Annotated in this window: 17 protein-coding genes and 1 pseudogene; 10 read left to right on the plus strand and 8 right to left on the minus strand. The window is 39.8% G+C overall.

Annotation, left to right across the window (positions count from 1 at the left end; genetic code table 11):
• Positions 1–2,122: chloride channel protein (locus KV40_RS05775; RefSeq protein ID WP_036478848.1), on the plus strand; the 2,122-nt coding region annotated here is incomplete at its 5' end.
• Between the two features lie 166 nt (positions 2,123–2,288).
• Positions 2,289–4,316, plus strand: coding sequence for a transglutaminase family protein (locus KV40_RS05780; RefSeq protein WP_156113958.1), 2,028 nt, complete (start codon positions 2,289–2,291; stop codon positions 4,314–4,316).
• A gap of 417 nt (positions 4,317–4,733) precedes the next feature.
• Here the strand turns inward: KV40_RS05780 and KV40_RS05785 are convergent, their stop codons facing one another.
• The 3 genes from KV40_RS05785 to KV40_RS05795 all read right to left on the minus strand — a co-directional run bounded on the left by KV40_RS05785 (position 4,734) and on the right by KV40_RS05795 (position 7,909).
• Positions 4,734–5,330 (minus strand): calcium-binding protein, encoded by a 597-nt coding sequence (locus tag KV40_RS05785; protein WP_036478850.1) that lies wholly within the window; start codon positions 5,328–5,330, stop codon positions 4,734–4,736.
• A gap of 427 nt (positions 5,331–5,757) precedes the next feature.
• Positions 5,758–6,414, minus strand: a complete 657-nt coding sequence (locus tag KV40_RS05790; RefSeq protein WP_052055397.1) for a calcium-binding protein — start codon at positions 6,412–6,414, stop codon at positions 5,758–5,760.
• Positions 6,415–7,060: 646 nt separating this feature from the next.
• Positions 7,061–7,909 carry an alpha/beta fold hydrolase gene (locus KV40_RS05795; RefSeq protein ID WP_036478851.1) on the minus strand — a complete coding sequence of 283 codons (849 nt, stop codon included), beginning with the start codon at positions 7,907–7,909 and terminating at the stop codon, positions 7,061–7,063.
• Between the two features lie 7 nt (positions 7,910–7,916).
• Between KV40_RS05795 and KV40_RS05800 the strand changes: the two genes are divergently transcribed.
• The 3 genes and pseudogenes from KV40_RS05800 to KV40_RS37085 form a co-directional block, all read left to right on the plus strand.
• The gene (locus KV40_RS05800) at positions 7,917–9,401 is read left to right on the plus strand and encodes a phosphatidylglycerol lysyltransferase domain-containing protein (RefSeq protein WP_052055398.1); all 1,485 of its coding nucleotides are present in this window, start codon (positions 7,917–7,919) and stop codon (positions 9,399–9,401) included.
• Between the two features lie 113 nt (positions 9,402–9,514).
• Entirely contained in the window at positions 9,515–10,669 is a 1,155-nt protein-coding gene (locus KV40_RS33145) for a transposase (protein ID WP_072013782.1), read from the plus strand.
• 18 nt (positions 10,670–10,687) lie between these two features.
• A pseudogene (locus KV40_RS37085) lies at positions 10,688–10,927 on the plus strand (phosphatidylglycerol lysyltransferase domain-containing protein); the annotation flags it as partial.
• Positions 10,928–10,981: 54 nt separating this feature from the next.
• Here KV40_RS37085 and KV40_RS05815 read toward each other — a convergent pair.
• Together KV40_RS05815 and KV40_RS05820 are read right to left on the minus strand one after the other, a co-directional pair.
• Positions 10,982–12,442, minus strand: a complete 1,461-nt coding sequence (locus tag KV40_RS05815) for an MFS transporter (RefSeq protein WP_052055399.1) — start codon at positions 12,440–12,442, stop codon at positions 10,982–10,984.
• Between the two features lie 199 nt (positions 12,443–12,641).
• The gene (locus KV40_RS05820) at positions 12,642–13,340 is read right to left on the minus strand and encodes a Mo-dependent nitrogenase C-terminal domain-containing protein (RefSeq protein ID WP_036478855.1); all 699 of its coding nucleotides are present in this window, start codon (positions 13,338–13,340) and stop codon (positions 12,642–12,644) included.
• Positions 13,341–13,526: 186 nt separating this feature from the next.
• On the opposite strand from KV40_RS05820, the gene KV40_RS05825 reads away from it, so the two are divergent.
• The 4 genes from KV40_RS05825 (at position 13,527) to nspC (ending at position 18,094) form a co-directional block, all read left to right on the plus strand.
• Positions 13,527–14,456 carry an RluA family pseudouridine synthase gene (locus tag KV40_RS05825; protein WP_036478857.1) on the plus strand — a complete coding sequence of 310 codons (930 nt, stop codon included), beginning with the start codon at positions 13,527–13,529 and terminating at the stop codon, positions 14,454–14,456.
• Positions 14,457–14,530: 74 nt separating this feature from the next.
• The gene (locus KV40_RS05830) at positions 14,531–15,565 is read left to right on the plus strand and encodes an agmatinase family protein (protein WP_036478860.1); all 1,035 of its coding nucleotides are present in this window, start codon (positions 14,531–14,533) and stop codon (positions 15,563–15,565) included.
• Between the two features lie 200 nt (positions 15,566–15,765).
• A complete protein-coding gene (locus KV40_RS05835) occupies positions 15,766–16,965 on the plus strand; it encodes a saccharopine dehydrogenase family protein (protein ID WP_036478861.1) in 1,200 nt (399 codons plus the stop codon).
• Complete coding sequence (gene nspC, locus KV40_RS05840) at positions 16,949–18,094, plus strand: carboxynorspermidine decarboxylase (RefSeq protein WP_036478863.1); 1,146 nt, start codon at positions 16,949–16,951, stop codon at positions 18,092–18,094. The genes KV40_RS05835 and nspC overlap by 17 nt, the downstream gene beginning before the upstream one ends.
• A gap of 121 nt (positions 18,095–18,215) precedes the next feature.
• Here nspC and KV40_RS05845 read toward each other — a convergent pair whose 3' ends face one another.
• Positions 18,216–18,968 carry a phycobilisome rod-core linker polypeptide gene (locus KV40_RS05845; RefSeq protein ID WP_036478911.1) on the minus strand — a complete coding sequence of 251 codons (753 nt, stop codon included), beginning with the start codon at positions 18,966–18,968 and terminating at the stop codon, positions 18,216–18,218.
• A 238-nt stretch (positions 18,969–19,206) separates the two neighbouring features.
• On the opposite strand from KV40_RS05845, the gene KV40_RS05850 reads away from it, so the two are divergent.
• A complete protein-coding gene (locus KV40_RS05850; RefSeq protein WP_036478865.1) occupies positions 19,207–19,395 on the plus strand; it encodes a hypothetical protein in 189 nt (62 codons plus the stop codon).
• Between the two features lie 301 nt (positions 19,396–19,696).
• Here the strand turns inward: KV40_RS05850 and KV40_RS05855 are convergent, their stop codons facing one another.
• The gene (locus KV40_RS05855; RefSeq protein WP_036478867.1) at positions 19,697–20,296 is read right to left on the minus strand and encodes a class I SAM-dependent methyltransferase; all 600 of its coding nucleotides are present in this window, start codon (positions 20,294–20,296) and stop codon (positions 19,697–19,699) included.
• Between the two features lie 223 nt (positions 20,297–20,519).
• Complete coding sequence (locus tag KV40_RS05860) at positions 20,520–24,386, minus strand: YncE family protein (protein ID WP_036478869.1); 3,867 nt, start codon at positions 24,384–24,386, stop codon at positions 20,520–20,522.
• Positions 24,387–25,072: the final 686 nt, after the last annotated feature.

The following is a 25,072-nucleotide window of genomic DNA, read 5'->3' on the forward strand; positions in this document are numbered from 1 at the left end:
TTTGGCAGCAGGGTTTAATACTCCTATTGCGGGGGTGCTGTTCGTTATCGAAGAGTTGATGCGAGATATTTCTGGCTTAACTTTAGAAACAGCGATCGCAGCTTCTTTTACTGGTGCGGTCATTTCACGATTTTTTAATACCACCGATCTTAATTTACCTACGGCTTTATTAGATGCTACCCGTCGCGGAAGCTTTACTCCTGCTGAAATTCCTTTTTATTTACTCCTGGGGTTTCTAGCTGGTATTTTAGGTGGCATTTTCAATCGCTGCATCATACGAGGCATGAAGTTCAATCGCAATTTAGCTATACCCAGACCGCTAAAAATTGGCTTGGCAGGATTGATTTCGGGGATAGTGGTTGCTTTTTTGCCGCCATTTTTTATGGATAATGCTGGTTTGCGCGAGTTTTTAATTGCTGGCGAGTTAAGCTGGCAGTTAACAGCACTGGTATTTGTGGCGCAGTTTTTTTTGGCAATCGTGGCATATAGTTCGGGTGCGCCTGGAGGTTTATTTTCCCCTGCTTTAGTTTTGGGTTCGGCATTGGGTTATATAGTCGGCACTTTTGAAGTCACCTTACTCGGTACCGAATCTCCCTACACTTTTGCTTTGGCGGGGATGGGAGCTTTTTTTACGGCAGTAGTTAGAGTTCCCGTCACCTCAATTGTGATTATTTTTGAAATGACGGCAGACTTTAATTTAGTGTTGCCGTTGATGATTGTTTCGGCAACGGCTTATATCGTTGCCGAGAGTGTCTCGGCAGGTTCTTTGTACGAACATCTGTTAGGAGCTAGCGGTATTGAAATAACGGAAGAACATCCCCATCACGATTTTTTAAGCGAACTGACTGCTGACGATGTGATGGAGTCTAAGGTACAAACCCTATCGAGCAATCTAACTCTCTCAGAATTAATTAAAGCCATGTCGCGATCGCATCATCGCGGTTTTCCTGTCGTAGAAGGCGATCGCTTAGTCGGTATCGTTACTCAGTCGGATATTCCCAAAGATAGTCAAAAATCGGGAAGTATGCTGCTGCGGGATATTATGACACCCTGTCCGATTGTAGTCAATCCAACTACTTCGATCGCCGACGTACTCTTTTTACTCAATCGCTATCAACTATCGCGCTTACCTGTAACCGAAGGCAATAAACTGTTAGGAATTATTACCCGCAGCGATATTATCAAAGCCGAGGCACAACAGCTAAATCGCGATCGCCGCGTTACGATTAAATCGGAACCTGCCTATGTTGTCTATCGAACTCGCTCGCCTGCTACGGGTAAGGGACGAATTTTATTACCTCTGGCAAATTTAGAAAATGTTTCGGGGTTGATGAAGCTAGCTTTAGCGATCGCCAAAGAGCGTAAATACGAAATTGAATGCCTGCATATCGTTCCCGTTCCCAGATATATTCATCCCGCTCAAGCAAAAGTAAATACTGGTTCTAGTCGCAAACTGATGCGTCAGATGGAACGCTGGGGACGCAAAGAAAAAATTCCCGTACATACTAAAGTTTGTCTGGCTAACGACATTGTCGAAGCGGTTTTAGAAACTGTTGCTAAAGAACACATCGATTTACTACTCATGGGTTTCAAAGGCAAAACCGCCAATCCCGAACAGGTTTTCGGTAGCGTTACCGATTCTTTAATCTCACAGGCAGCTTGCGATTTGCTGTTAGTCAAGTTAGGTGATGCCGACAGTCATTTTCCCCTACATTTTAATGAGCGTCCAAAATGGCTGTTGCCCACCGCAGGAGGTAAAAATATCCAGAAAGCGACTGCTCTACTTCCTGGGTTGGCAAATTTGTATCCCAATCCTAAAACCCTAACTATCGAACTATGTCAAGTTTTTTTTCCCGATAAAGTCAAGCCAAATGGGAAAAATATTCAGCAGATTGGCGATCGTCTTCAAAGTAAAATAGGTTTAAAAATTCGTCCTTTAGTAATTCGCTCTCATTCGGTTTCAGAAGCCATTATTAAACTTAATCAAGCAGCAAACTACGATTTGATTATCTTAGGTGCGAGTAACGAAGGGCTATTGCAACATGCAGTTAAAGGAAATATTCCCAAGGCGATCGCTAGAGATTCTACTAGTACGGTAATTATTTTCCGTAGTTCCCTGTAGGGGAGATTTGGGAACTTGGGAAATTAGGGATTTGGAGAGTCAGGGCATTCTTTCTACTTTCCTGTTCTCTGTTCCCTATTCCCCAAACTGCTTGCTATTTTTAAAGGTTTGTAACTCAAATTGGGAAGTTTAAGAAATAGATACCTAAAACTAATTTGAGACAAAATTGATTAATAAAAACTTAAATACGCCGCCAATGCTTCTGGGTGCTGCCATCTTATTTTGGGGTTGGCAGACGGGATGGTGGCTTGCGGCTTTGCCAATGGTGCTGGTTTACGAAGGTTCGCGATGGGTTCGTTGGCGATGGGATTTAACAACAAAAGATTTTAGACAGACTTCTCATTTGTGTACGGTATTGCTAGTAGGAGTGCTGATTTATCTATTTGTTTCTGAGCGATCGCTCCAGCTAATTTTTATCTTTTTTCAGTGGTTGCCAATAATTTGCTTTCCACTATTGGCAGCGCAGGCATATTCTACCAGCAACGGCATTGATGTTAATGCGCTGTTGTTAATGCAAGAGAAACCACAGTCAGTCAAGCAACAGGCAACAGTACTTAATTTGACTTATCCCTACTATGCTATCTGTTTGGTGTCGGCTAGTGCTGCCAACGTTAGAGACATGACTTTTTATTTAGGAATGTTGCTGCTAACAACTTTAGCTTTCTGGTTTTTGCGCTCTCCCAGATTTTCCCCCGCTCTCTGGATTTGCCTGGTTTTTATAACTGCTAGTTTGGGAATTGTCGGTCATGCAGGGATGCAGCAGCTTCAGGTAAGTTTAAAACGCAGTACCTACCGTTTATTTAGTAGCTTTTATCATCGCTCTCATATCGATCCCTGGCAGAGAACTACAGCTATTGGCGATATTGGTTCGCTCAAGCTTTCTAACCGCATTGTTTTGAGAGTCAAACCCGCCTCTGGAGAGCTTGCGCCAGAGCTTTTAACCGAAGCGGTTTACGATCGGTATCGCTCGCCTAGATGGATTGCCGATAGTACTGATTTTACTCACGTCAAGCCAGACTCTGAGGGACTTAGTTGGCAACTAAAAGAGACAGAAAGCAATGCAGGTAACTCGACGGTTAATATTGCTGGCTATTTGGGTAAAAAATCCGAATTGTTAAACTTACCCGATGGCACTGTAGAGGTTAACCGCCTGTTAATAGATACTATGGAGCGCAATCAATACGGTACGGTAAAAATAAAGGGCGAACCTGGTTTTATTTCCTATTTAGCTAAGTATAAAAATGATTTTTCTCTCGGTAGCCCTCCTACCCCAGCCGATTTACAAATTCCTGCTGCCGAACAACCTGCGATCGCTAAAATAGTATCTAGTTTGGATTTAACAGAGCGATCGCCAGAAGAAATTTTACGGCGCGTAGAAAGCTTTTTCCAGCAAGAATTTAATTATTCTCTCGAATTGACACAACAAGGTAATAACTCGACACCTCTGGCGACGTTTTTGCTAGACAATCGTTCGGGACACTGTGAATATTTCGCCACCGCTACCACACTTTTGTTACGCGCTGTGGGTATTCCTACTCGCTATACAGTTGGCTATTCGGTTCATGAATTCAGTCGGCTGGAAAACCAGTATATCGTGCGAGAGCGCAACGCTCATGCCTGGACGCAAGTATATGTAAACGGCACCTGGCAAGCACTAGATACTACTCCTAGTTCGTGGATTGGTATTGAGGAGAGAGCCAAGCGCAATTGGCAGTGGTTTTTCGATCTGCTTTCGTTTATTAAGTTTAAATACTTCGATATCTTGCGCGAGATTGCCGAAGGGGGTTTGGCTCGTTATTGGTGGTGGTTAATTTTGCCTCTAGGCTTACTTCTGTGGCGTTGGTTGAAAAGCCAGGATCTAAATAACAGAAAGAGAATCGACATTACTAGAGGTAAAGACAAAAACTCTTTTATAGGAGAAGATTCGGAAATATATTTAGTAGAACAAGCCTTAAACGAACTGGGGTTTATTCGCGATCGCTCCGAAACTTTTCAAGACTGGCTTAATAGATTGGAAAACAAACTACCGTCAGCAGATTTACTCGCCGACTTGCGATCGCTAGTAAGACTCCATTATCGCTATCGTTTCGATCCTCTAGGTATCGAACCACACGAAAGAGCCAAACTAAGATCCCTCGGTCAAACTTGGTTGTCTAAATATCGTCAGGTTATGAGTAGTCAAGCTGATTCTTAGAAATGCGATCGTCGGATAAGATGACGCGGTAAACTACTCAGCAAATTATTGTTTTGGTTGCTTTTCCTACGTAACTCATTTGATGATTAAAGTTTTTTTAAGCTCGTTTTACGTACATTTTTCTTTCATTATTAAAGTAATTTGGTACCCTAGTTAGTAAAAGTAATAAAAATCCGAGATCGAAGATTAAGTAAAATAGTTTCTGACAAAAATATTACTAGTTATTTGTATTAAGAGATTGTCTGAAAAGTTTAATCCCTAAACTTTATAAGCTTGGGGATTAATAAACTTTATTTTTAAGAAGCCCTACAAGTTTTTTTTGCAAGGCTTCTTTAACAAAACCAGTATTAGCTACGGCAATATTGAATCTTTATGCAAAATGAATATTGCGATTGACATTAGTGCAATGTCAAATTTTTATACTAAAGTGACATTATCTGCAACAGAAAAATTGGCAGGATTTTCTAAGATGACAAATTGAGCATTTTTAAACGATAAGGCTCCACTTTGAGAATCATATTGAAAGTCGTCAGTGGAAGAAGCTCCAAATCCCTGTTTATCGATCTCGATAACATCTCCCTGTTGCCCATCAAAATCTTTAATAACATCTATTCCTTCTTGCTTATTGTTGAAAGCAAAAGTATCAGCACCATTACCACCCGTTAGGTAATCATTCCCTTTATTGCCATAAAGTCGGTCGTTACCACCACCACCGTAAAGCTGGTCATTACCTCCACCGCCATACATGGTGTCGTTACCTTCACCTCCATAAAGGGTATCATTTCCGTTACCAGCTTCTAAATAGTCGTTACCCTTATCAGCAGCCAAATAATCATTGCCTTTGTCGCTATAAAGTTGGTCATTACCATTACCACCTGTTAGCAAACCATCTCCGTCACCTTCTACTTCTACGTAACTATTGCTGCTGTCTTTTACCAAACTATTAAAATCATCACTAGAGAGTTTGGTTGAGTCTGTGCTAATACTAAAACTGCTGCTAGAATCTGTCACCATGATTCGATCTCCTATTGCGACTGAATTATTTTGTTATACAAAATTATTCTATTATATTTATGCATAATAAATATTTAAAATGAGCTTATTTTTGTAAAACTTTTTGAGCTTTAAATATTTTAATTTAATTTGCGGTAAAGCTTTGGTACAAAGATTTTGCGTTTTATTAGCTATAGGTTTTAATTTAAAAAAGTTAACAATTTATTAATAACTTAACTTTGACAAAACGCTAAAATTTGCGATCGCCTAATCGACTTTTATTTAATGTATAACGACCGCTATATATCAAGCATTTGGTAATAAGTATAGTTTGACTCAAGTAAAAAATTAAAATAGCCCCACTAGCAGATTTATGGGGCTGAAAAAACAAAAATTATTATGTATTTTAGCTAGAAAATCTATTTTCAGGTAAAACAAAAGCAAATTTCTAAACTAAACGAATATTATCTTCAACAGAAAAATTAGGTGTCCCTTCTAAGATAGCGAATTTGGTTCCGTCAAACGATAAAGCACCATTAAGATCGTTATAGTAAAAATCATCGATGGAAGAAGCTCCAAAACCACTTTTGTTGATTTCAATAACATCTCCTTCGTACTTATGGAAATCTTTAATGACATCAGTTTTTTCATACTTATTGTGAAAAACAAAAGTATCAGACCCTTTACCACCTGTTAAAGAATCGTTACCTTTACCACCGTAGAGCTTATCGTTTCCACTACCACCATATAGCTTATCATTACCTTTGCCTCCTACTAAGTAGTCGTTACCTTTGTCACCATAGAGCTTGTCATTGCCGTTGCCACTATAAAGTTTGTCATTACCATTGCCGCCATAGAGTTTGTCATTGCCGTTGCCGCTTTTGAGATAGTCATTGCCGTTACTGCCTTTAAGATAACTAGAGCTGTAGCTATAACCATCGGAACTATAGCTAGTGCTAGAACTGTAGCTATATTTTTTACCACTTTTTTTAAAGCTATAATTTTTGCTGCCTTTTTTACCGCCTTTTGAATAGTTTTTTAAGAGATCGTCACTTATGTAATCGGAAAGATCTACTTTAATTAAATCACCAGCATCAAGAATCATGGTTCAATCTCCTTTTCCGACTGAAACACTTTGTTTTACAAATTTATTGTATTATTTTAAAGCTAATAAACTACTTAAAATAGTTTGTTAACAATTTGTAAACTTCAATTTTTTAATCTTCGAACAAGTTAGTTTAAGTTGCAGATTTTTTTATAGTTATCTTAGAAAAATTAAGACCAAACTAAGTGTATTTTGTCAGGCAAAAATTGATATACTGTCAACTTTTAATTTTAGTTTAACTATAAAGTCAAGAATATTTCTGCCAATTTGGCATTTATTTTGAGCGATCGCCAAATACCTTACATATAAAAGAGATATGGGTCAACTAAACCAAAATTACCTGTATATACCACTATAATTCTTAAAGTACGTATAGATTTTTGTTGCAATAGTACTTTGTTAGTACATAATATTTTTTCTTTTATGGAAATATTCCTGGTGTCCGCTATAGTTCACAATATAACAATGGTCACCAGACAAGATTGATAAGTCCCGCTCAAATATCAAAGTTTACTATAAAAATACAAATCAATTTCGCTCGATAATTATCGTACTCTAATTTAAAATACTCAAATTTTATCTTTAAAAGAAGAATTTCCAAGCTTTTGGTCTAAGAACTATAGTTTTATGTCAAAAGATGTCAGTTTTAAAGATTATCTTTGGTTGTCTTTAAAGCAGCAATAAAGCCAGCGATCGCTTCACTAACTTTAATCGGATATTCGGCGATCGCCAAGTGTCCTGCATCTGATAGATGTAAATGTTTAGCGAACTTAAAATTTCGCGCTAATTCCACTCCCATAGCGGCAGTAAACATCGGATCTTTACCGCCACTAATTACTAAAACTGGTACTCGATCTTTAAAATCGTCATGTCGATGTCGCCAAAAATTATAGCCCCAAAAAATTTCTAAAGCTTTATAAGGATGAGGTTCTATCGGTACGGGACTTTCAGCCAAAAAACGCTCTAGTTTTTCACCTTGATGGTTACTAGATAAACGATTGGTTAATGTTTGTATGCCTGGGAGATGATAGAGATATCTGCCACCCCAAGCCAAAAATTTTATTAGAGGAATTTCCCACCAGGGAGCAAGATCGTGTGTACCCCCAGCTACTAAAACTAGACCAGATACGAGATTTTTTCTGGCATATTCCAAACCCAAGGGTACGCCGTAGCTGTGACAGCACAGTACGGGAGCTTTAATTTTATATAGTTTGAGTAATCTGGTTAAATCGCGTCGGTGTCTTCCTAGAGAGTAGCGTCGATAGGCAGAAGACTGTCCGTGTCCTGCCAAGTCATAAGCTAATACTTCTCTACCGCGAGCGAGAAAATATTCATATTGCGATCGCCAATTAAAGCGATTTCCCAAGCCCCCGTGAATAAAAACTAGTGCTGGTTGGGTTCCCGAATGATGGCTAATCTGTAACTTGACCTTTCTACGCAAACCGATTAACTTGCCTTGTAAATAGTCATTGTGATTAGAAACGCGATCGCTCATTTTACAAATGAAATTAAAAACTAAAATCGGATTGTGGACTGTTGCTTGCCTGACAGGATTTGTTGGCATTATCGATTTTCTTTCTGCCGTTACACCAGGCATACCAGAAAGAGTCGAGTTAATTAGACAAATATATCCTTTTGAAGTTAGAGCGGGAAGTCATATTTTTGCTGCGGTAAGTGGATTTATTTTACTAACTCTTGCCAGTCGCTTACTACGTCGCAAACGGGTGGCTTGGCTATTAGCGATTATCTTATTGGCTATTTCTATTGTTTCTCATCTATTAAAAGGCTTAGATGTAGAAGAAACGATTCCTGCCGCAATCTTGTTAATTTTATTATTACTCTTACGACAGCAGTTTACGGCGCGATCGGATCGTCCGTCGATCGCTCAAGGAGTTAGAGTTTTAATCGGCGCATTAGTATTTACTTTGGCTTATGGTACGGCAGGTTTTTTCTTAATGAAAGAACAATATACTACTCAATTCGACCTACCTGCGGCTATAGTGCAAACCCTGGCAATTTTCTTTACTGTTGATAATGCTGGTTTAGAACCTGCTACACGTTTTGGACGCTTTTTTATTAGTTCGATTTATATTGTCGGTGCCTCTACACTTAGCTATGCTTGCTGGATGTTGCTGCGACCAGTGCTATTGCGTACTACTGCTACTGATGAAGAATTGCAGCAGGCACAAAAAATTGTCGAACAATACGGAAGTTCTTCGCTAGCACGTTTTTGTCTGCTTCCCGATAAAAGCTATTATTTTAGTTCGACAGAAAAATCCGTTATTGCTTACGTAGCTAAAGGCAAAGGTGCGATCGCCCTGGGCGATCCCATTGGTGCCACCGAAAATATTAAAGATGCCGTTATTGACTATCAGGAGTTTTGCGCCAGCAATGACTGGTATCCTGCTTTCTATCAAACGCTTCCCGATTATTTAGATATCTATAAAGCTGTAGGTTTTAAAACGTTAAAAATTGGCGAAGAAGCGATCGTCGATTTAAATACTTTTACTACTCAAGGTAAAGCAGGTAAAAATCTCCGACTCGCCCTTAATAAGTTTAGTAAGTTAGGATATCAGGTAAAATTTTACCAACCACCAATAAGTGACGAACTTTTAACAGAGTTAAAAACTATTAGCGATGAATGGTTAAACATGATGGAAGGTTCGGAAAAACGATTTTCCCTGGGCTGGTTCGATCGCGATTATCTACGAGAGTCGGAAATTGCTACAGTCGAAACCGATACGGGCAAAATTAATGCTTTTGCTAATGTCGTTCCCGAATATCAAAAAAATGAAATTACTATCGATCTCATGCGTCGGCGTGCCGAAATAGAAAGAGCGACGATGGACTTTTTATTTATTTCCATGTTTCTTCACTTTAAAGAGCGGGGATACGAGGCTTTTAATTTGGGTTTATCGGCTTTGTCTGGTGTCAATGGTTCGGACAATTTTAGGAAAGAAGACAAAAAAAAGCTATCCATCAGATAAGGTAAAAGTATTGAATGATTACCGCAAATGGACAGCATCAAAATAATTATACAAAGCCTACTGGTTTCAGTGGGTGATTTAGCAAACCCCAACAAAAATTTCTGATAACCTTATTGTCAACTCTTATCATTGTTTGTGGACGAGCTACTTTCACCAACTTAAGTCGTTACAGTCAAATTTGTGAGCGTACCTATCGAAGACAGTATCAGCGTTCATTCAACTTTATAAGATTCAATCAAACATTAATTCAGCAAGCAATTGAACCTCATTCTCAAATAATCTTGGCAGTAGACTGCTCATTTATCCCTAAGAGTGGCAAACAAACTTATGGTCTAGATTACTTCTACAATGGGAGTGCAGCTAAAATAGAAAAAGGGCTGGAAATATCAGCAATGGCAGTAGTAGATGTCACCAATAACATCAGCTACAGTCTTAGTGTTCGACAAACACCAGCAACATCAAAGGCTCAGACAAAGTCTAAATCAGAGAAGAGTCAACAACCTGAAACAACTAGAATCAATCACTATCTTCAACAACTAGCAGCAACTCGCCCTTATCTTCCACCCTCGCTACAATATGTAGTTACCGATGGATTTTACAGTAAAATCAAGTGGGTCAACGGAGTTACAGATTTAGAACTAGAAGCAATTGGTAAATTGCGTCGAGATGCCGATTTACGTTACCCAGATCAAGGTGAGTACTCTCGACGAGGTAGACCTCGTAAATATGCTGGCAAAGTCGATTTGACTGACTACAGCAACTTTGAGTGGGTAACTCAATTAACAGATGATATGGAGTTATACACTGCTGTTGTCTGGTCAATTAGTCTCAAACGCAAAATTCGCTTGGTTTATCTACTTAGAACTTCTGAATCAAGCTCCAGCAGTTATGCAGTTTTATTCTCCACCGACCTCAAACTAGATGCTTACTCTATTTATCTCTACTATAAGGCTCGCTTTCAAATTGAGTTTTTGTTTCGTGACAGCAAGCAATTTACTGGTTTAGCCGATTGTCAGGCTCGCGATCGCGCCAAACTTGATTTTCATTTTAATAGTTCTTTGACTGCTCTTAATCTTGCTAAATGGGATGCTGTTCAACAACATGATTGTGATACCGATTTTGTCTTTTCAATGGCAAGTTATAAACGGCGTGCGCTCAATCATCATTTACTCGAACTATTTATTGACCAGTTAGGTCTTGAGCCAACTTTGATTAAATCCCATCCCAATTACTACAACCTTTATGACTATGGAACTATAGCTGCTTAGTTTTGTCCGAACCATTGTGGTGTAGGAGATACCAAAAATTCGCCTCGTTTGGAAAAAGCTTTGAATTATCTCTACGAACACCTGAATCGATTTTACAATTTCAAAGGATTACATGGATTTAAAGAGAAATTCAATCCGCGTTGGGAACCGCGTTATTTGGTCTATCCCAATCTGGCAGCATTACCCGATGTAATTGTAGCCTTAGTTAGAGCCGATTCAGGCGATCGCCTTTGGGATTATTTCAAACCTGGTGCATAAAATTTATCGCAGTACGTTTATTGGTTAGGGCAAGTTAATTACATTGTTCATTGCTCATTGCTCATTGCTCGTTGGTGAATCACCACTCACGGTTTCTAGCGATCGCCCCATTGTCTCAATTCTTAATAGATAAGTAACCACCGCAGCCAGTAGGCAAACAATCGATAGCAGAATTAACAGAATTGGAGTACCAATAGTTGCATCGAGAATGGGTAAAACAAAGGTGCCAAATACCGCCCCAGCTTTAGCAATTGCTGCCGCCAAACCTGCCCCACTGGCACGAATTGAAGTCGGAAAAACTTCACCCGATAACAGAAATGTAGTCGAGTTTGGTCCTGCATTCATCATTAGATTAAATACAAAAAATCCCAGAAACACCAGAGCGATATTAATATTAGTGCTGGCAGGAAATAGATTGGAAGTAGCCAGGATTGCCAAGCCAACAGCCATACCGATAAAGCCAGCAATTTGCAGTCGAATACGTCCCGCTCGTTCGACCAATAAAACTGCCAGTACAAATCCGACGATCAGAAACAGATCGACAAATGCCGAACCTCTTGCTGCCGCCATCTCTTTTGACAGAAAGCTATCTTTGGCTGAAAATGCCAAAGTCCCAATGATTGCAGGGGTAAAAATGCCAATGCCGTAGGTAGCAATATCCTGTAAAAACCAGGGAACAGAAGCAAACAAAGTGTTACGACGATACTCAGGCGAAAACAGCGAACCATATTTAAGACTGGGTTCGCGACTGGGAGGATCGGTTTCGGGTGTAATAGTTATCGGTTCTCCCAATAAGGTCGATGCCGCTTCAGAAGCTTCGTCGTATTCTCCTCTGCTGATGTAGTAACGGGGACTCTCTAACAAAAAACTCAGCCGCAGTATTCCCACTGCGATCGCCAGTAATAACCCAACTCCGAGCATCCACCGCCAGGCATACTGAATTGCTAACTGTGTCGAGTCGGGATACCAGCTTTGAAAAATATGTATTACCGTCAATCCCGTCAAAGCACCGAGAAGTGCGCCAACTGCCTGAAAGGTAAAGGCTCCAATTACCATTCGTCCTCGCAACCTTGAAGGTACATTCTCGGTAATGTAAGAAACGCTGATGGGATAGTCCGCACCAATGCCAACCCCAACCAAAAAACGAAAGAAAATCAGCGAAGTTGCATTCCAGGCTAAAGCAGTTCCCGCAGTAGCAACGACAAACAGCAGTACGTCTACCAGCAACATAAGCTGTCGTCCTACTTTATCGGTTATCGGACCCAAGGTAAGAGAACCAAATAAAGAGCCTGCTACTGCCGCCACCGCCACTGTACCAATTTGAGTAGAACTCAAACTAAAATCTCGCTCTAAAAAGGGAATTGCTACGCCAATAATAAAAAAGTCAAATCCGTCTAAGGCAATCAATCCAGCAGAAAGCGCCCAGAGTAGCCACATTACGCGAGTAAGTTTAGATTCATCCAACCGTTCTTCAAATGACTGGGGTGAAGAAGCCTTTACGGTAGTAGTTGTCATAGTTTTAATTATCGGGAAGCTATAGTCATTCTAAATAAAAACCATTGGTACAAAGATGCTGTTTTTAGTTTCCCAATCCCTAAGCCCCAGCCCCTAGTCCCCCGAAATGATAACTTAGAGTGTGAAGAAATTAGTTGGAACGACTATATTCGCTATTTGAGTTTAAGATCCCCGTTAAAGTTATAAATTTTTAACGGTCTTACTTAATATATTCGCTAATGTCTTCATCACATTCATCGGCTAAATAAGATAGAGAACGAAAGCGCAGGGTCGTAAACTGTTCGTACAGGGGATTAAGTTTGCACAGAGCGGGAATATGAGCGATAGTGCGTCCAAACAGATTGATATCTCGTTCAAAAGGACATTGAGGGGGAATAACTTTGCACACAAAGCGAGCTAAGCGAGGATCTTTAACTTCCATATCGTCTAGCCAGTCTTTGACGGGGTGCAATAGATCGGGGTGACTGGATTTACGTTTGCGAGGTGGTGATAGAGGTGATGCAGCAGAGCTTGTTTCAGTTTCAGTTTCTGGTTGGTAGAGAGTTTGTTCTAGAGATTTGAGAGCCTCTACTTCAATTTCTAAAGCTTCACAAAATTCATGAAGCAGTTCGTATTCAGGTTTAGAATATACCCCGTCGGCAACTGCTACCAGTACGGCGGTTCTTAAAAAATTTTCGGCGGTATCGGGATCTTTACCCAAAGCAGTAGCCAATTCTTCTGGTTTAATGGGCTTGAGTCCCTCAATTTCGTCGAGTTCGGCTAAATCTTTAGTTAGTTGGGCAATTAATTCTTCTTCTTCTGGATCGTAATTTCCGTCAGCCCAAGCTACTGTATACAAACCCCGTAACCAAGCAGCAACTTGACTATCGGTATACATAGATTTGGTAGTACTGGTCATAAGAATTTTTACAGATTGATGTTTTGTTGCTTTGAAGGTAGATTCGTTCTCGCTGGGAATCTCAACTGCAATTTTATTGTAAACTTTTATCTTGCTATTAATAATTGAGTTCGAGAGCGGTCTTGATTTTTACCTTACCCATTTTCTTTAGAATAAAAACAGTAGGGTTTAACACACTTAGATATCATTCAAGAAATTAATCTACAAGTAGTAAATAATGGCGATCGCCTCGATCGCTGGCTGTCGCAAAATTTGCCAGATCTTTCTCGCTCGCGTTTGCAAAAGCTAATTGAGGAAGGAAAAATAAGCCTTAACGATGAAATCTGCACCAGCAAAAAAACTAAGTTAGCAACGGGCGATCGCCTGAAAATAAATATTCCACCACTGCAACAGCTAGACTTGACCCCAGAGGCTATCCCTCTCGATATTCTCTACGAAGACGACGAGCTAATTATTGTTAATAAGCCAGCAGGCATGGTAGTACATCCCGCACCCGGTCATTCTACAGGCACTTTAGTTCATGCCCTACTGGCGCGATGCGATCGCCTGGCAGGAATTGGAGGTGTAGAACGACCTGGCATTGTTCACAGGTTAGATAAAGACACTACGGGGGCAATAGTCGTGGCTAAAAGCGATCGCGCCCATCAAGATTTACAAAGGCAGATTCAGGCTAAAACCGCCAGAAGGGAGTATTGGGGCATAGTATACGGTGTCTTTGCTGCTGTAACAGGAGAAATTGACTTTCCTGTCGGTCGTCATCCTGTAGATCGAAAAAAAATGGCTGTTGTGCCTTTAAATAGAGGCGGTAGAACGGCTACAACCCACTGGAAGATTATCGAACGATTCGGCAACTATACTTTAATGCAGTTTGTTTTAGAAACGGGACGTACCCATCAAATTCGGGTTCATTGTAGCCATGCGGGGCATCCCATTGTTGGCGATCCTTTATATAGTTCGGGTCGCAGTATTAAGGTTAACTTATCTGGTCAGGCTCTCCATGCCCGCAAACTTAGTTTAACTCATCCAGTATCGGGAAAGTTAATTGAGGCAATCGCACCTCTACCAGCAGAATTTACCAAACTCTTAAAAGTCTTAAGAAACAGAAGCAAAAATTGAGGATATACCAATCTTTCTTGTACTTACAGCAAATTCTAGTTGAATAAACCCATTACCTATTACCCATTACCCAAATGAAAACACCAGCATTCGATCCCAATACCGTCAGTAAACCCAACGGTAATTTTTTCGGCTTTCCTTACAGTTGGGAAGAAGCCAAAATTGTCTTGCTTCCCGTACCTTGGGATGTTACTACTTCATACGGTTCGGGAGCTTCTAAAGCACCTCAAGCTATTATCGATGCTTCAACCCAACTCGATTGGTACGATTTTGATGTTCCTAATGCTTGGGCAATTGGACACGGTACATTGGCGATCGCTCCCCAGATCTCTCGCAAAAATCAACAAATGCGCTTCATAGCCAAAGACATTATCGACCATTTAGAAGCGGGAAAAAATCCCGAAGATAAAGCTATTCGACAAAAATTAGATCGGGTCGATCGGGCATCCTCAGAATTGAATGAATGGGTTTACCAGCAGTCTCAAATGTTACTGACAAAAAATAAATTAGTCGGACTGGTAGGAGGCGATCATAGCGTTCCTTTAGGATTTATTAAAGCGTTGGCAGAAAAGCATGGCGAATTTGGTATTTTACAAATCGATGCTCATGCCGACTTGCGCGTTGCCTATGAGGGTTTTACTTTTTCTCATGCTTCTATTATGTACAACGTCCTAAAATTGGATGAGATTGCCAGTTTGGTACAGGTAGGAGTGCGCGATATCTGTGAAGCGGAAATCGCGCTAGCTAATAGCGATCCGAGAGTTGTAATGTTTGATGATTGGCAACTAAAAAATAAAACTTACGAAGGGGTTTCCTGGGCAATTCAGGTCAAGGAAATTATTAAAGCTATTCCCCAAAAAGTATATGTTAGTTTCGATATTGACGGTCTGAACCCTCAGTTTTGTCCCCATACTGGTACTCCAGTACCTGGAGGATTAGATTTCAATCAGGCGATCTATTTAATTCAAATGTTGGTTAAAGCTAAAAAAACTATTATCGGCTTCGATCTTTGTGAGGTAGCACCAGGAGAAGCTAGCGATTGGGATGGCAATGTCGGTGCCAGACTGCTTTATAAGCTTTCCAATCTGATGTATGCTTCTCAAAGCTAAATTTTTTTTGGGTAACAAATTTTAATTAACGTCAGTTCGATAGATTTCATTCTCGAACGATAGGAATGAAATAATAGGCTATTCTCCGTTTCCTATTCCCCGTTCCCCGTTCCTTAAAGCCAAACTAGCCAATGTTCTTCTCATCGAATTCACGTTTAATTATGTTATGTTCGATCTAGATTTATCGATTATGTGAGCTAATGGTAGGAAGAGTTTTAGTTATTGGTGCTGGGGCAGTTGGTAATGTTGTAGTTCGTAAGCTCGCTCAACTTCCCGAAGTTTTTCCAGAAATTTGTCTCGCCAGCAGAACCAAAGCCAAGTGTGACGCGATCGCCGCTCGTCTTAATAGAAAAATCGTAACGGCTGAAGTCGATGCGGATAAAACAGAGCAAGTAGTTGCCTTAATTAATAAATTTAAGCCAGATATTCTAATCAATGTAGCACTACCCTATCAGGATCTCGCCATGATGGATGCCTGCCTCGAAACTGGTGTCGATTATGTAGATACAGCTTGCTATGAAGCATACGATGCTAAAGGCTTTTCTTATCAAGAGCAATGGGAATACCACGAGCGATTCAAGCAGAAAAATATAATGGCGTTGCTAGGTTGCGGTTTCGATCCTGGAGTTACCAACGTTTTTGTTAAGTACGCTAGCGAGCATCATTTTGATGAAATTGAATATTTAGATATTTTAGATTGTAATGCGGGGGATCATGGTCTGCCCTTTGCAACCAACTTCAATCCAGAAATCAATATTCGAGAATTAGACCAGCCTGGAGTCTACTATCGAGATGGCGAATGGGTAGAAATCCCCTCGCTATCTATAAAACGCAATTTTGCCTTTCCGCAGGTTGGGAATAAAGATATTTATCTAATCTATCACGAAGAACTGGAGACTATTACCAAGCATATTCCCAAAATTCAACAGGCTCGGTTCTGGATGACTTTTAGCGACAGCTATATTCAACATTTAAATGTCCTCCGCAATGTGGGGCTAACGAGTATCGAACCAATAGAGTTTCAAGGACAAAAAATTGTTCCCCTGCAATTTCTCAAGGCTTTACTTCCAGAACCTTCAACACTGGGAGACAAAACTCAGGGTAAAACTAATATTGGCTGCATTATGCAGGGAAAAAAAGATGGTAAGCCCAAAACCCTTTATGTATACCAAATTTGCGATCATCAAGACTGTTATCGAGAAGTAGAATCTCAGGGAGTTGCCTATACAGCGGGCGTTCCCCCTGTCATTGGAGCAGCTTTGATGTTACAAAATAAATGGAGAATACCTGGAGTGTTTAACTGCGAGCAGTTAGACCCCATGCCGTTTCTTAATTTTATGAACGAGTTTGGACTTCCCTGGACTGAAAAAGTAGGAGTAGAATTTGACACTAAAATTTGATATAGAGCATTTACCCTCACCTTGTTACATAATTGACGAAGATCTTCTGCTCAAAAACTTAGAGCTGCTTCAATCGATACAAAACTACACGGAGTGTAAGATCTTTTTGGCTTTAAAAAGTTTTGCCACCTGGAGTACTTTTCCTATGGTGAAACGATATTTAGCAGGAACTGCCGCCAGTTCGCTTTATGAAGCTAGATTGGGCAGAGAAGAAATTGGCAAAGAGCTACACGTTTACAGTCCTGCATATAAAACTAGTGAATTCGAGCAGCTTGTCGAGCTAGCAGACTGCATTATTTTTAATTCGGTCGAACAATGGAAAAAATTTCGCCCTACAGTCCAAAATTCTCGAAAGCAAATTAGCTGTGGGCTGAGAGTCAATCATGGCTATTCGGAAGTTGAGATCGAAATCTATAATCCCGCTAGAAAAGGTTCGAGACTTGGAACTCCATTGGAACATATACAGGAAGAAGATCTTGAGGGGTTGTCGGGCTTTCACTTTCATTCTCTTTGCGAACAAAACTCGGATGTGTTGAGCAGAACCCTGGAAATTTTTGAACAAAAATTTTCCCCGTTTTTAAAACTATTAAAATGGGTGAATTTTGGTGGAGGACATTATATCACCGCTCCCAATTACAATGTGTCGCTGCTTTGCGATTTAATTGTTGACTTTAAAAATAAATACGATCTCGATGTATATTTAGAGCCAGGTGCTGCTGTAGTTTTCAATTCTGGTTTTTTAATTGCTACAGTACTCGATGTTTTCAGCAACGAAACTAATATAGCTATCTTAGATACCTCGGCAACCGCTCACATGCCCGATGTCCTGGAAATGCCTTACCGTCCGCATATTATTGGTTCTGCACTCCCTGGTAAAAAAGCCTTTACTTACAGGTTAGGCGGAACGACTTGTTTGGCAGGAGACGTAATTGGCGATTATTCTTTCGATAAACCTCTTGCGATTGGCGATCGCCTGATTTTTACCGATATGGCTCAATATACTATGGTCAAAACTACCATGTTTAACGGCTTGCAACATCCAGCTATTGCCATTAAAAAAGCAGGTACGCAAGAAGTTAAAGTCATTAGAAATTTTGACTACGAAGATTACAAATCCAGACTTTCTTAAAACGACAAGAGAGATTGCAAATTAACAACGCAATTTAGCATTTATACCAAACTACTCTGCTAATCTTCAATCTCTCTAATTTAGTCAGCCAGATAAATAATTAAATAATCTACAATGGCTATTATTTTTTGCGATAGGGAACTTTATCCAAACTAATGTTCATCGCCGAAACTCTAGAAGGAGTATTGGCTCTGTTAGGTAAGCTACGCGCCATATCTAGATATAGAGCGGGACTTCCAGGTCTGGACTGTTTCTCTTGAGGAGTATAACGACGAACTTCGGTTTGCCAGATAATTTGAGGGAAACCTAAAATAGCGCGATAGTATTCGTCATAGCGAGGAGATTTGATGTTAAAAGGTCTTTCTCCTTCTTGACGACCTGCTAATACACGGCGACGTTGGAAAGGTACGATGTCGTAACCGAAGTTTTCCATGTACTCGTCGCTATCTAAAAGCGCGTCGATGAAGCCTTCATAGCCTAAAGTTGGGATTTTAATCGACCAGGCAATTTTTTCTCTTTCGTTATAGGGATCGCGTCCTAAAGCACGTTGAATACACTGTTCGACGAAACGATAGTTGCTATTTTTTTCGTAAAAGCTATTTCTAAAAGTAGAAGAAAGCATTAATCCACGAATAAAGTCGCGAACGGTGATTTGACCGTCGCGCAATTGAGATTCGAGAAAAATTTCGCGATCGCTTCTAAAAGCATAGAAAAACATCTGACGATACGCTGAGTCAATTAACTCGTTCATTTCGGTTAATGACATTACGTTTTCCGCACAGTAAATTTTCGGTTGGTCGTCGCCACCAACGTCATATCCAGCTACGCGGTTATTTTGTGATATGGGTTTGTACTCTAATAGAGGGATAGACAAATTGAAACCTCCGTTTATATTTGTCAAATATAAAAAAAAAGGACTTAATCCCAATCATACGGTAGTATGGAGCGATAAATTAAGGAAAGTAACAAACTATTACAGAAGCAGTCTTCAAACACTGGACATTAAAATACTGACTGCGAAAATTTGTGGTCATGTCGAAAATTAGAGATTAAAATCGAACCGAATCGACCTTTATTCACTAATCAACTGAGTTGTTCCTAACATTTTATTCATGAACCAGCGTCAAATTAACTTTAATGCCAAATTAAGCAACAACGAAATAACAATTAGGCTTACTTGCGAAAATGGCGATCGCGAACTAGCAATTGAAGCTGCAAGTAAATTGTTTGCCTCCTTAGAAAAAGTTGGCATTGAAGTTACCAGAAAGAATTTGGAGCAAGATTGGCAGAACGAAGCTTAATATTTGGCAAAATTTTTGGGCGATAGGTAGCAAAATTTTTTGTTTACTATCTATCATTTTATTTAATATTTTTTATGACATCACTGGAGGTGCTGTTTAGCAGCATTGAGAATTTAATAGCATTCTTAATGAAGCTAGTCAAAAAATCGTTATGCCCCAATTTTCTACGAGGTCTTAATTAAAAATAATTTTTAAATCGAAATCATGTAGCTTATGGTTTGGAGCATATTGCGATCGAGCGTTCTGGTAAAGAGCCAGTTTTTATAATTCCAGCTAAAGACATAAATTTTTAATTAGCTACTTATCGAGCTGCTTTTTCTATATAAATCATTCTGGTTTGGATGGTAATACCCGTAGTGGGAGATGTCCAACCTTTGATAAAGTAATCTTCTTTGGTGTTGGGAATGTCAACTTGAGAGTGATTGTAGTGAAATTTTGTAGGAGCCTTTCGTATAAATTCTTGCGTAACATCATCAAGACTCAATAAAATTGTTTGCCGTGCAATTCGATTGAGATGCATAAGAACCGAATTCATGTCACTTACAAAACACAAACAGCTTAGTGCAAAAACAAAATCATGTGAATTGTCGGGAATTTCTGGTAAAGCGTCTTCAATAGATTTGTAGATAGTTTTATAACCTCTTTGAGCAGCGATATCGAGCATTTTTTGAGAAACATCAATTCCCGTATATTCGAGTTCTCCTTGAAGTAACTCACTTATCAAACCCGTTCCACATCCTAAGTCTAATACGCTACCACGTGGGGAACTATTATATTTTTGAAAGATTTTCGCTGCTTCGGTTACGTGCTGAGCGTTAGCTTTTTTAGGGTCTTTGTGTATAGCATCATAATTAGAGGCTAACTGGTCGTAAAACTGTTCGGCTGAAATTTTAGTCTGCATAATTACTTTTGTAAGATAAATGATTATTGAAAAACTTTGCTGTCAAAGAGAGTTGTTCGACTGCGGAATGTTAAATACGAAGATAGGACTCAAGCGGTTTAGTTAATTTAGCTTTCTTGCCTCTAAGTTTGGAAAATATAGGGAGCAAGTGCGGAAGTCCTAAGAAGTGAACAGGGAAAAGACAAAAATCAAATACTTTATACTTTTCCCAGTTACTAATTTCTTAGTTACTTCCAGGTAGCTGCTGCGGTTCTGCCGAAGTTAGCTGAGTTTGTTGTAGATTTGCACTCATAGGAGTAAAGCGACTGGGTTGAACACAGGGAGCGTTATCCAGTTCGTCTTTAAGCTTAGAAGCAAAAGACTGGAACATTTCCGATAGAGTTTGGCGATCGCTCAGACATCCTTGTAAGGCGGTTAGTTGTTCTAGCGTCCAGTTGTAAAGCTGAGTGTCTCCCTGTTCGATACGTAAATATAGCTGAGTTTCAAACTGTCCCAGGCGCGAGTAGAAGTTATTAACCTCGGCTTTAATAGTCTGCATATCGAGGAAGAACTGCTGTTTCTTAATATCAGAAAGAACCGTAGTTTTAATCGAGTCGGTGTAGTTTTGGTTTAGCTCGTTTTTGACGATGGAAGTCACATCATCGCGGAAGTTGAGAATTTTGTTTTCTAGTTTGACATCGATGCGATCGTCAACGTTATTGATTACGTTATTAACTACTACCTGGACGTTATTGTCGGTTTTGCTATCGACTACGGTATTGATGCGACGGTCTAAGTCGGTTTGCATCTGTTGAACTACTGAGTTCTTAATATTCTGACTTCGATCTTCAAATTTTAGATCTACTGCCGAATCGATCCGCTTGTCCATGTCCGTCTGTAGCTGTTTGGTAACAGAGTTGGTAATTTCTGAAGCTCGATCGGCGAGTTTTAGGTTAACTACCGAGTCAATGCGTTTGTCTACATCTGACTGTAGTTGTTGAATAACCAAGTTTTTAATATTTGGGGTTTGGTCGGTAACTTTAAGATTGACCACCGAGTCAATTCGCTTATCGATATCTGACTGTAGTTGTTGAACTACCTGGTTGTTAATTTCTTGAGATTGGTTTTCTACTTTGAGATTGACTGCGTTATTGATGCGGCGATCGATATCTTCTTGAAGCTGTTGAACTACCTGGTTGTTAATTTCTTGAGATTGATTTTCTACTTTAAGATTGACGACGTTATTGATGCGACGATCGATATCTTCTTGAAGCTGTTGAACTACCTGATTTTTAATTTCAGTAGAGCGATCGCTTATTTTGAGGTTGACTACCGACTCAACCCGTTTATCGATGTCAGACTGTAGCTGTTGAACTACCTGGTTTTTGATTTCAGTAGAGCGATCGCTCACTTTCAAATTAACCTGTTCTGACACCATATCGATCATTCTAGTGTCGATTAGTTCTTCCAAACGATTATCGAAGTAACCAGACCAAGCTTGGAAATTTTGGTTAAAGTTTACTTCCATCTGCTGCACGATCGACTTCATCATAAACTCGACCCGCGCCACCTGCATCGCTAAATCTTTGGCTTGAGTTTGGTAGCCTTTAAGAATCCACTTTTCTAAATTGTCCCAATAGTAAGCTTCTTTTTTCTCATCCTGTTCGTCGGTGACTGTTACTGAAGTTTCGATCTTGGCTGCCATCTGCTGCCACATTTGTTCCATTTGGGCTTCATCGAAGCGGAAGCTAAAGTTACTACTACCTGCTGTAGCTACGGTAGTTTGTCTACTGGTTCTCGTACTACTTTGACTGCCAATTTGAGCTTCTCTAGCACTGGTAGTTCCTCTACTGGCAGTTCCTACTTGGTTGCTTACGCCACTCACGGTTTGAGTTATTTGCTGGCGATACTTGGCTATTTCTTCTGCACCTACAGACTCAACCGCTAGAATAATTTGTCCTTCATTGTCTTCTTTATAAGTATCAAAGAAGAATCCCGATATGGTAGTTTTGGTTTTGACTTCTACAATAAATTCATCTTTTAAGCCATTCAAAGAACACCAGGTTTCCTCTACTTCGGTTCCCGTCAGTTTGGTAACAAATTTACCACCTTTAAGCCAAAGCAATGCCCAAGGTTCTAACTGGAACTTTTTCTCGTTCGACCAGTAGCTGGCGTTACCTTCGCGAATTTTAATGCGGTAGTTACCAGGTGTTAGTTCGATAAAGTTGTCGTTCCATTGTTTGAGGTTAGAAAGGTATTTCTCATCGAGGACGTAACAGTTCTGTTGACTATCGACCGTTAACTTTTGGGGTTTGAAGGACTGACGATTGCTATTAATAGTAAGCTCGATCGCTCCACTGCGTTCGCGATTACCGACATCAAAAAATAACCCGCATAGAACCGCTTCCTGTTTGACTTCTAATTGCAGGCGATCGCTGTAGCCGTTTAAAGTCGTCCAGGTTGCACCCGTTTCATAACCCGTACTCCGATTGACAAAGGTGCTGCCATCAACTCCATAGATCCAAAGTAAGACAGAGGGTTCGCCTCCTTCATCGGTATGACTGTAGCGACCGCTAGTAATCTGTACTTCATAGTTGCCTTTCTCAAAAGTATATTTGCTAGCAACATTTAGCTGTAGATCGTTCATGCCGTTGGGATCGATAACGTAACAGTTATTTTTGGTGTCGATAGTTAATAGCTGCATATTTTCCTCTGCTGTAATTTGTTTTTGATTGATGTTGTTTGAAGTAGCTGCTGTTTTGGTTACTAATGCTGGTTGGTAAACCGTCATTCCCGCCCAACGTCCGAGAGGCGAGGTTTTAGTAATTACAGTTCCTTTACCCGTCTGAGTATCGATGCGAATTAAGCGACCGTCTTTACCGAGATTGAAAAAATTGCCCGTTACGCCGTAAAGAGTATTGTTAACAAACTCCATACTGGCAAGGTCGGGAAAGCCAATATCGCCGATAATATTGACTTTGCCGCTGTCTAGATCGCAACTTGCCAGTAGTTTCTTTTTGTCCGCTCCGATTAAGCTAATATAAGCTCGACCCGTGCGATCGAAAGCAACTTCTCCACAGCTAAGCTCGTTGTTACTTACGGTTACTGCGGGTTTACCTTTGCCCGTTTTCAAGTCGATCGCAATTAGCTGTTTGGCGGCTGAAGCGTAAAGCGTATCGCGCTGTGTATTATATGCCAAGCCGACGACATTAAAGCCAATCTCGCCAACTTTTGTGGTTTTTCCTATAGCGCGATCGATCTTTACTAATTGAGTAGTTTTGCTGCCCTGTTGTTGGTTTAGTCCGTATAGTTGCGAACCTACCATAGCCAAATCGCAAACATCTTTAGCTATATTACCAACTACAGTAGCCCGACCCGTGTTGAGATCTAGAGTGTATAAGTTGCTGACTTTTCCTGAGATACAGTCTTGAACGTATACTGTTCCAAGCTGAAGTTTGGCGGTATCTGCTTTGGTACGACTGCCGCAAATAACTTTTTCTAAAACCTTACTAAAGCCTTGGAGAGTATCCTTATCGGTGAATGCTTGTCCTCCTGTATCGGTAGCTAGTCTGGCATATTCGGAGGCAATTCCCTGACGATGTTTGCTCTTAGAAGTACCAAAGTAGGTATGAACCGTAACTCCCTCGGCTTGGGCTTTTTGTATGGCAATATTTGCCGCTTCAATATCTCCTCGTTCGGTTTTCGCGCCTCCTCCTTCTAAAGCTTCGTCACCCAGATAAAAGATAGCTTTTGCCGCACCCTCACGCCAGTTAAAGTAATCTGTAAGATCTTCAACAACTCGTGCGCCATCTTCTTGTGCGCCAGCCGATTTTAATTCGCCGCGCTTTCTGCTTCTAAACGAAGATTCAGAAACTTGGCATTCTTCAGTTAGATAGGCTCTAACAGTTCGATCGAAATTCGTTCCTTTCCAAATTCCCTCTATTCCCAGCCAAGTTACTTTTAGATTGGAAGGACAGCTAGATTTAGCGGTATCAATTGCCGTTGTCGCTGCTTGACTTAAAGCTTGGGCTTCATCTTTCATCGATGGACTGGTATCGATAACAATAACCAGATCGACTTTAGAAATATTATCAGAAGAGCGATTATTCATTTGTTTGGGCTTCCTTTGTTTAAAGAAAGAAAATATATTTCTAAGCATAGAAAACATAGCCATCCAAAAATTGGTTAGCTTGGGTTATAGCGAATAGCTTCAAAGTACTTAGTTTTAGTTATGAAAATCGAAGCTGCATAATCGTTAGTGGTTTTGACAATCGAATATATTTCTTTGGGCAATTTAATATAAATTACTAATAAAAAAGCACCTAAAAAATATTCTTGCTGTCGTTTAAAACTTATAACGCTTTATTTGCATTATAGATAAACTTTTGATTTTTTCGATCTTTAAAAGCTAAAATTTTTATCTATTTTTGAATCAAGCACTATGACTTTATTTGTTTTAGTACGTATTTAAATGCAATCGATCTCAGATTACTACACTTAAGAGTTTATTTCGATCTGTTTTTATATTTTCTTACATTTGAACGCTAGCGAGTATTTTTATCAAACAAAAACTTATTTTATGACTTTATGACTTTTTATGTTTAATAGTTAGCTTGGTTGAGTTTGTTTTTACCAAACTACGCAAATATTTGACATATAGTCATTTCAAAAAATAATGATACAAATCAAACTTGTATAAATTCTTCTTAATTCCTAATCTTTCGAACAAACAAATTAAACTGTACTAAAATCAATTGAAACGACTCTAGATAAAATCAATCTAAAATTATCGCTTCT

The organism is Myxosarcina sp. GI1 (genome assembly GCF_000756305.1).
Classification (GTDB): Bacteria; Cyanobacteriota; Cyanobacteriia; order Cyanobacteriales; family Xenococcaceae; genus Myxosarcina.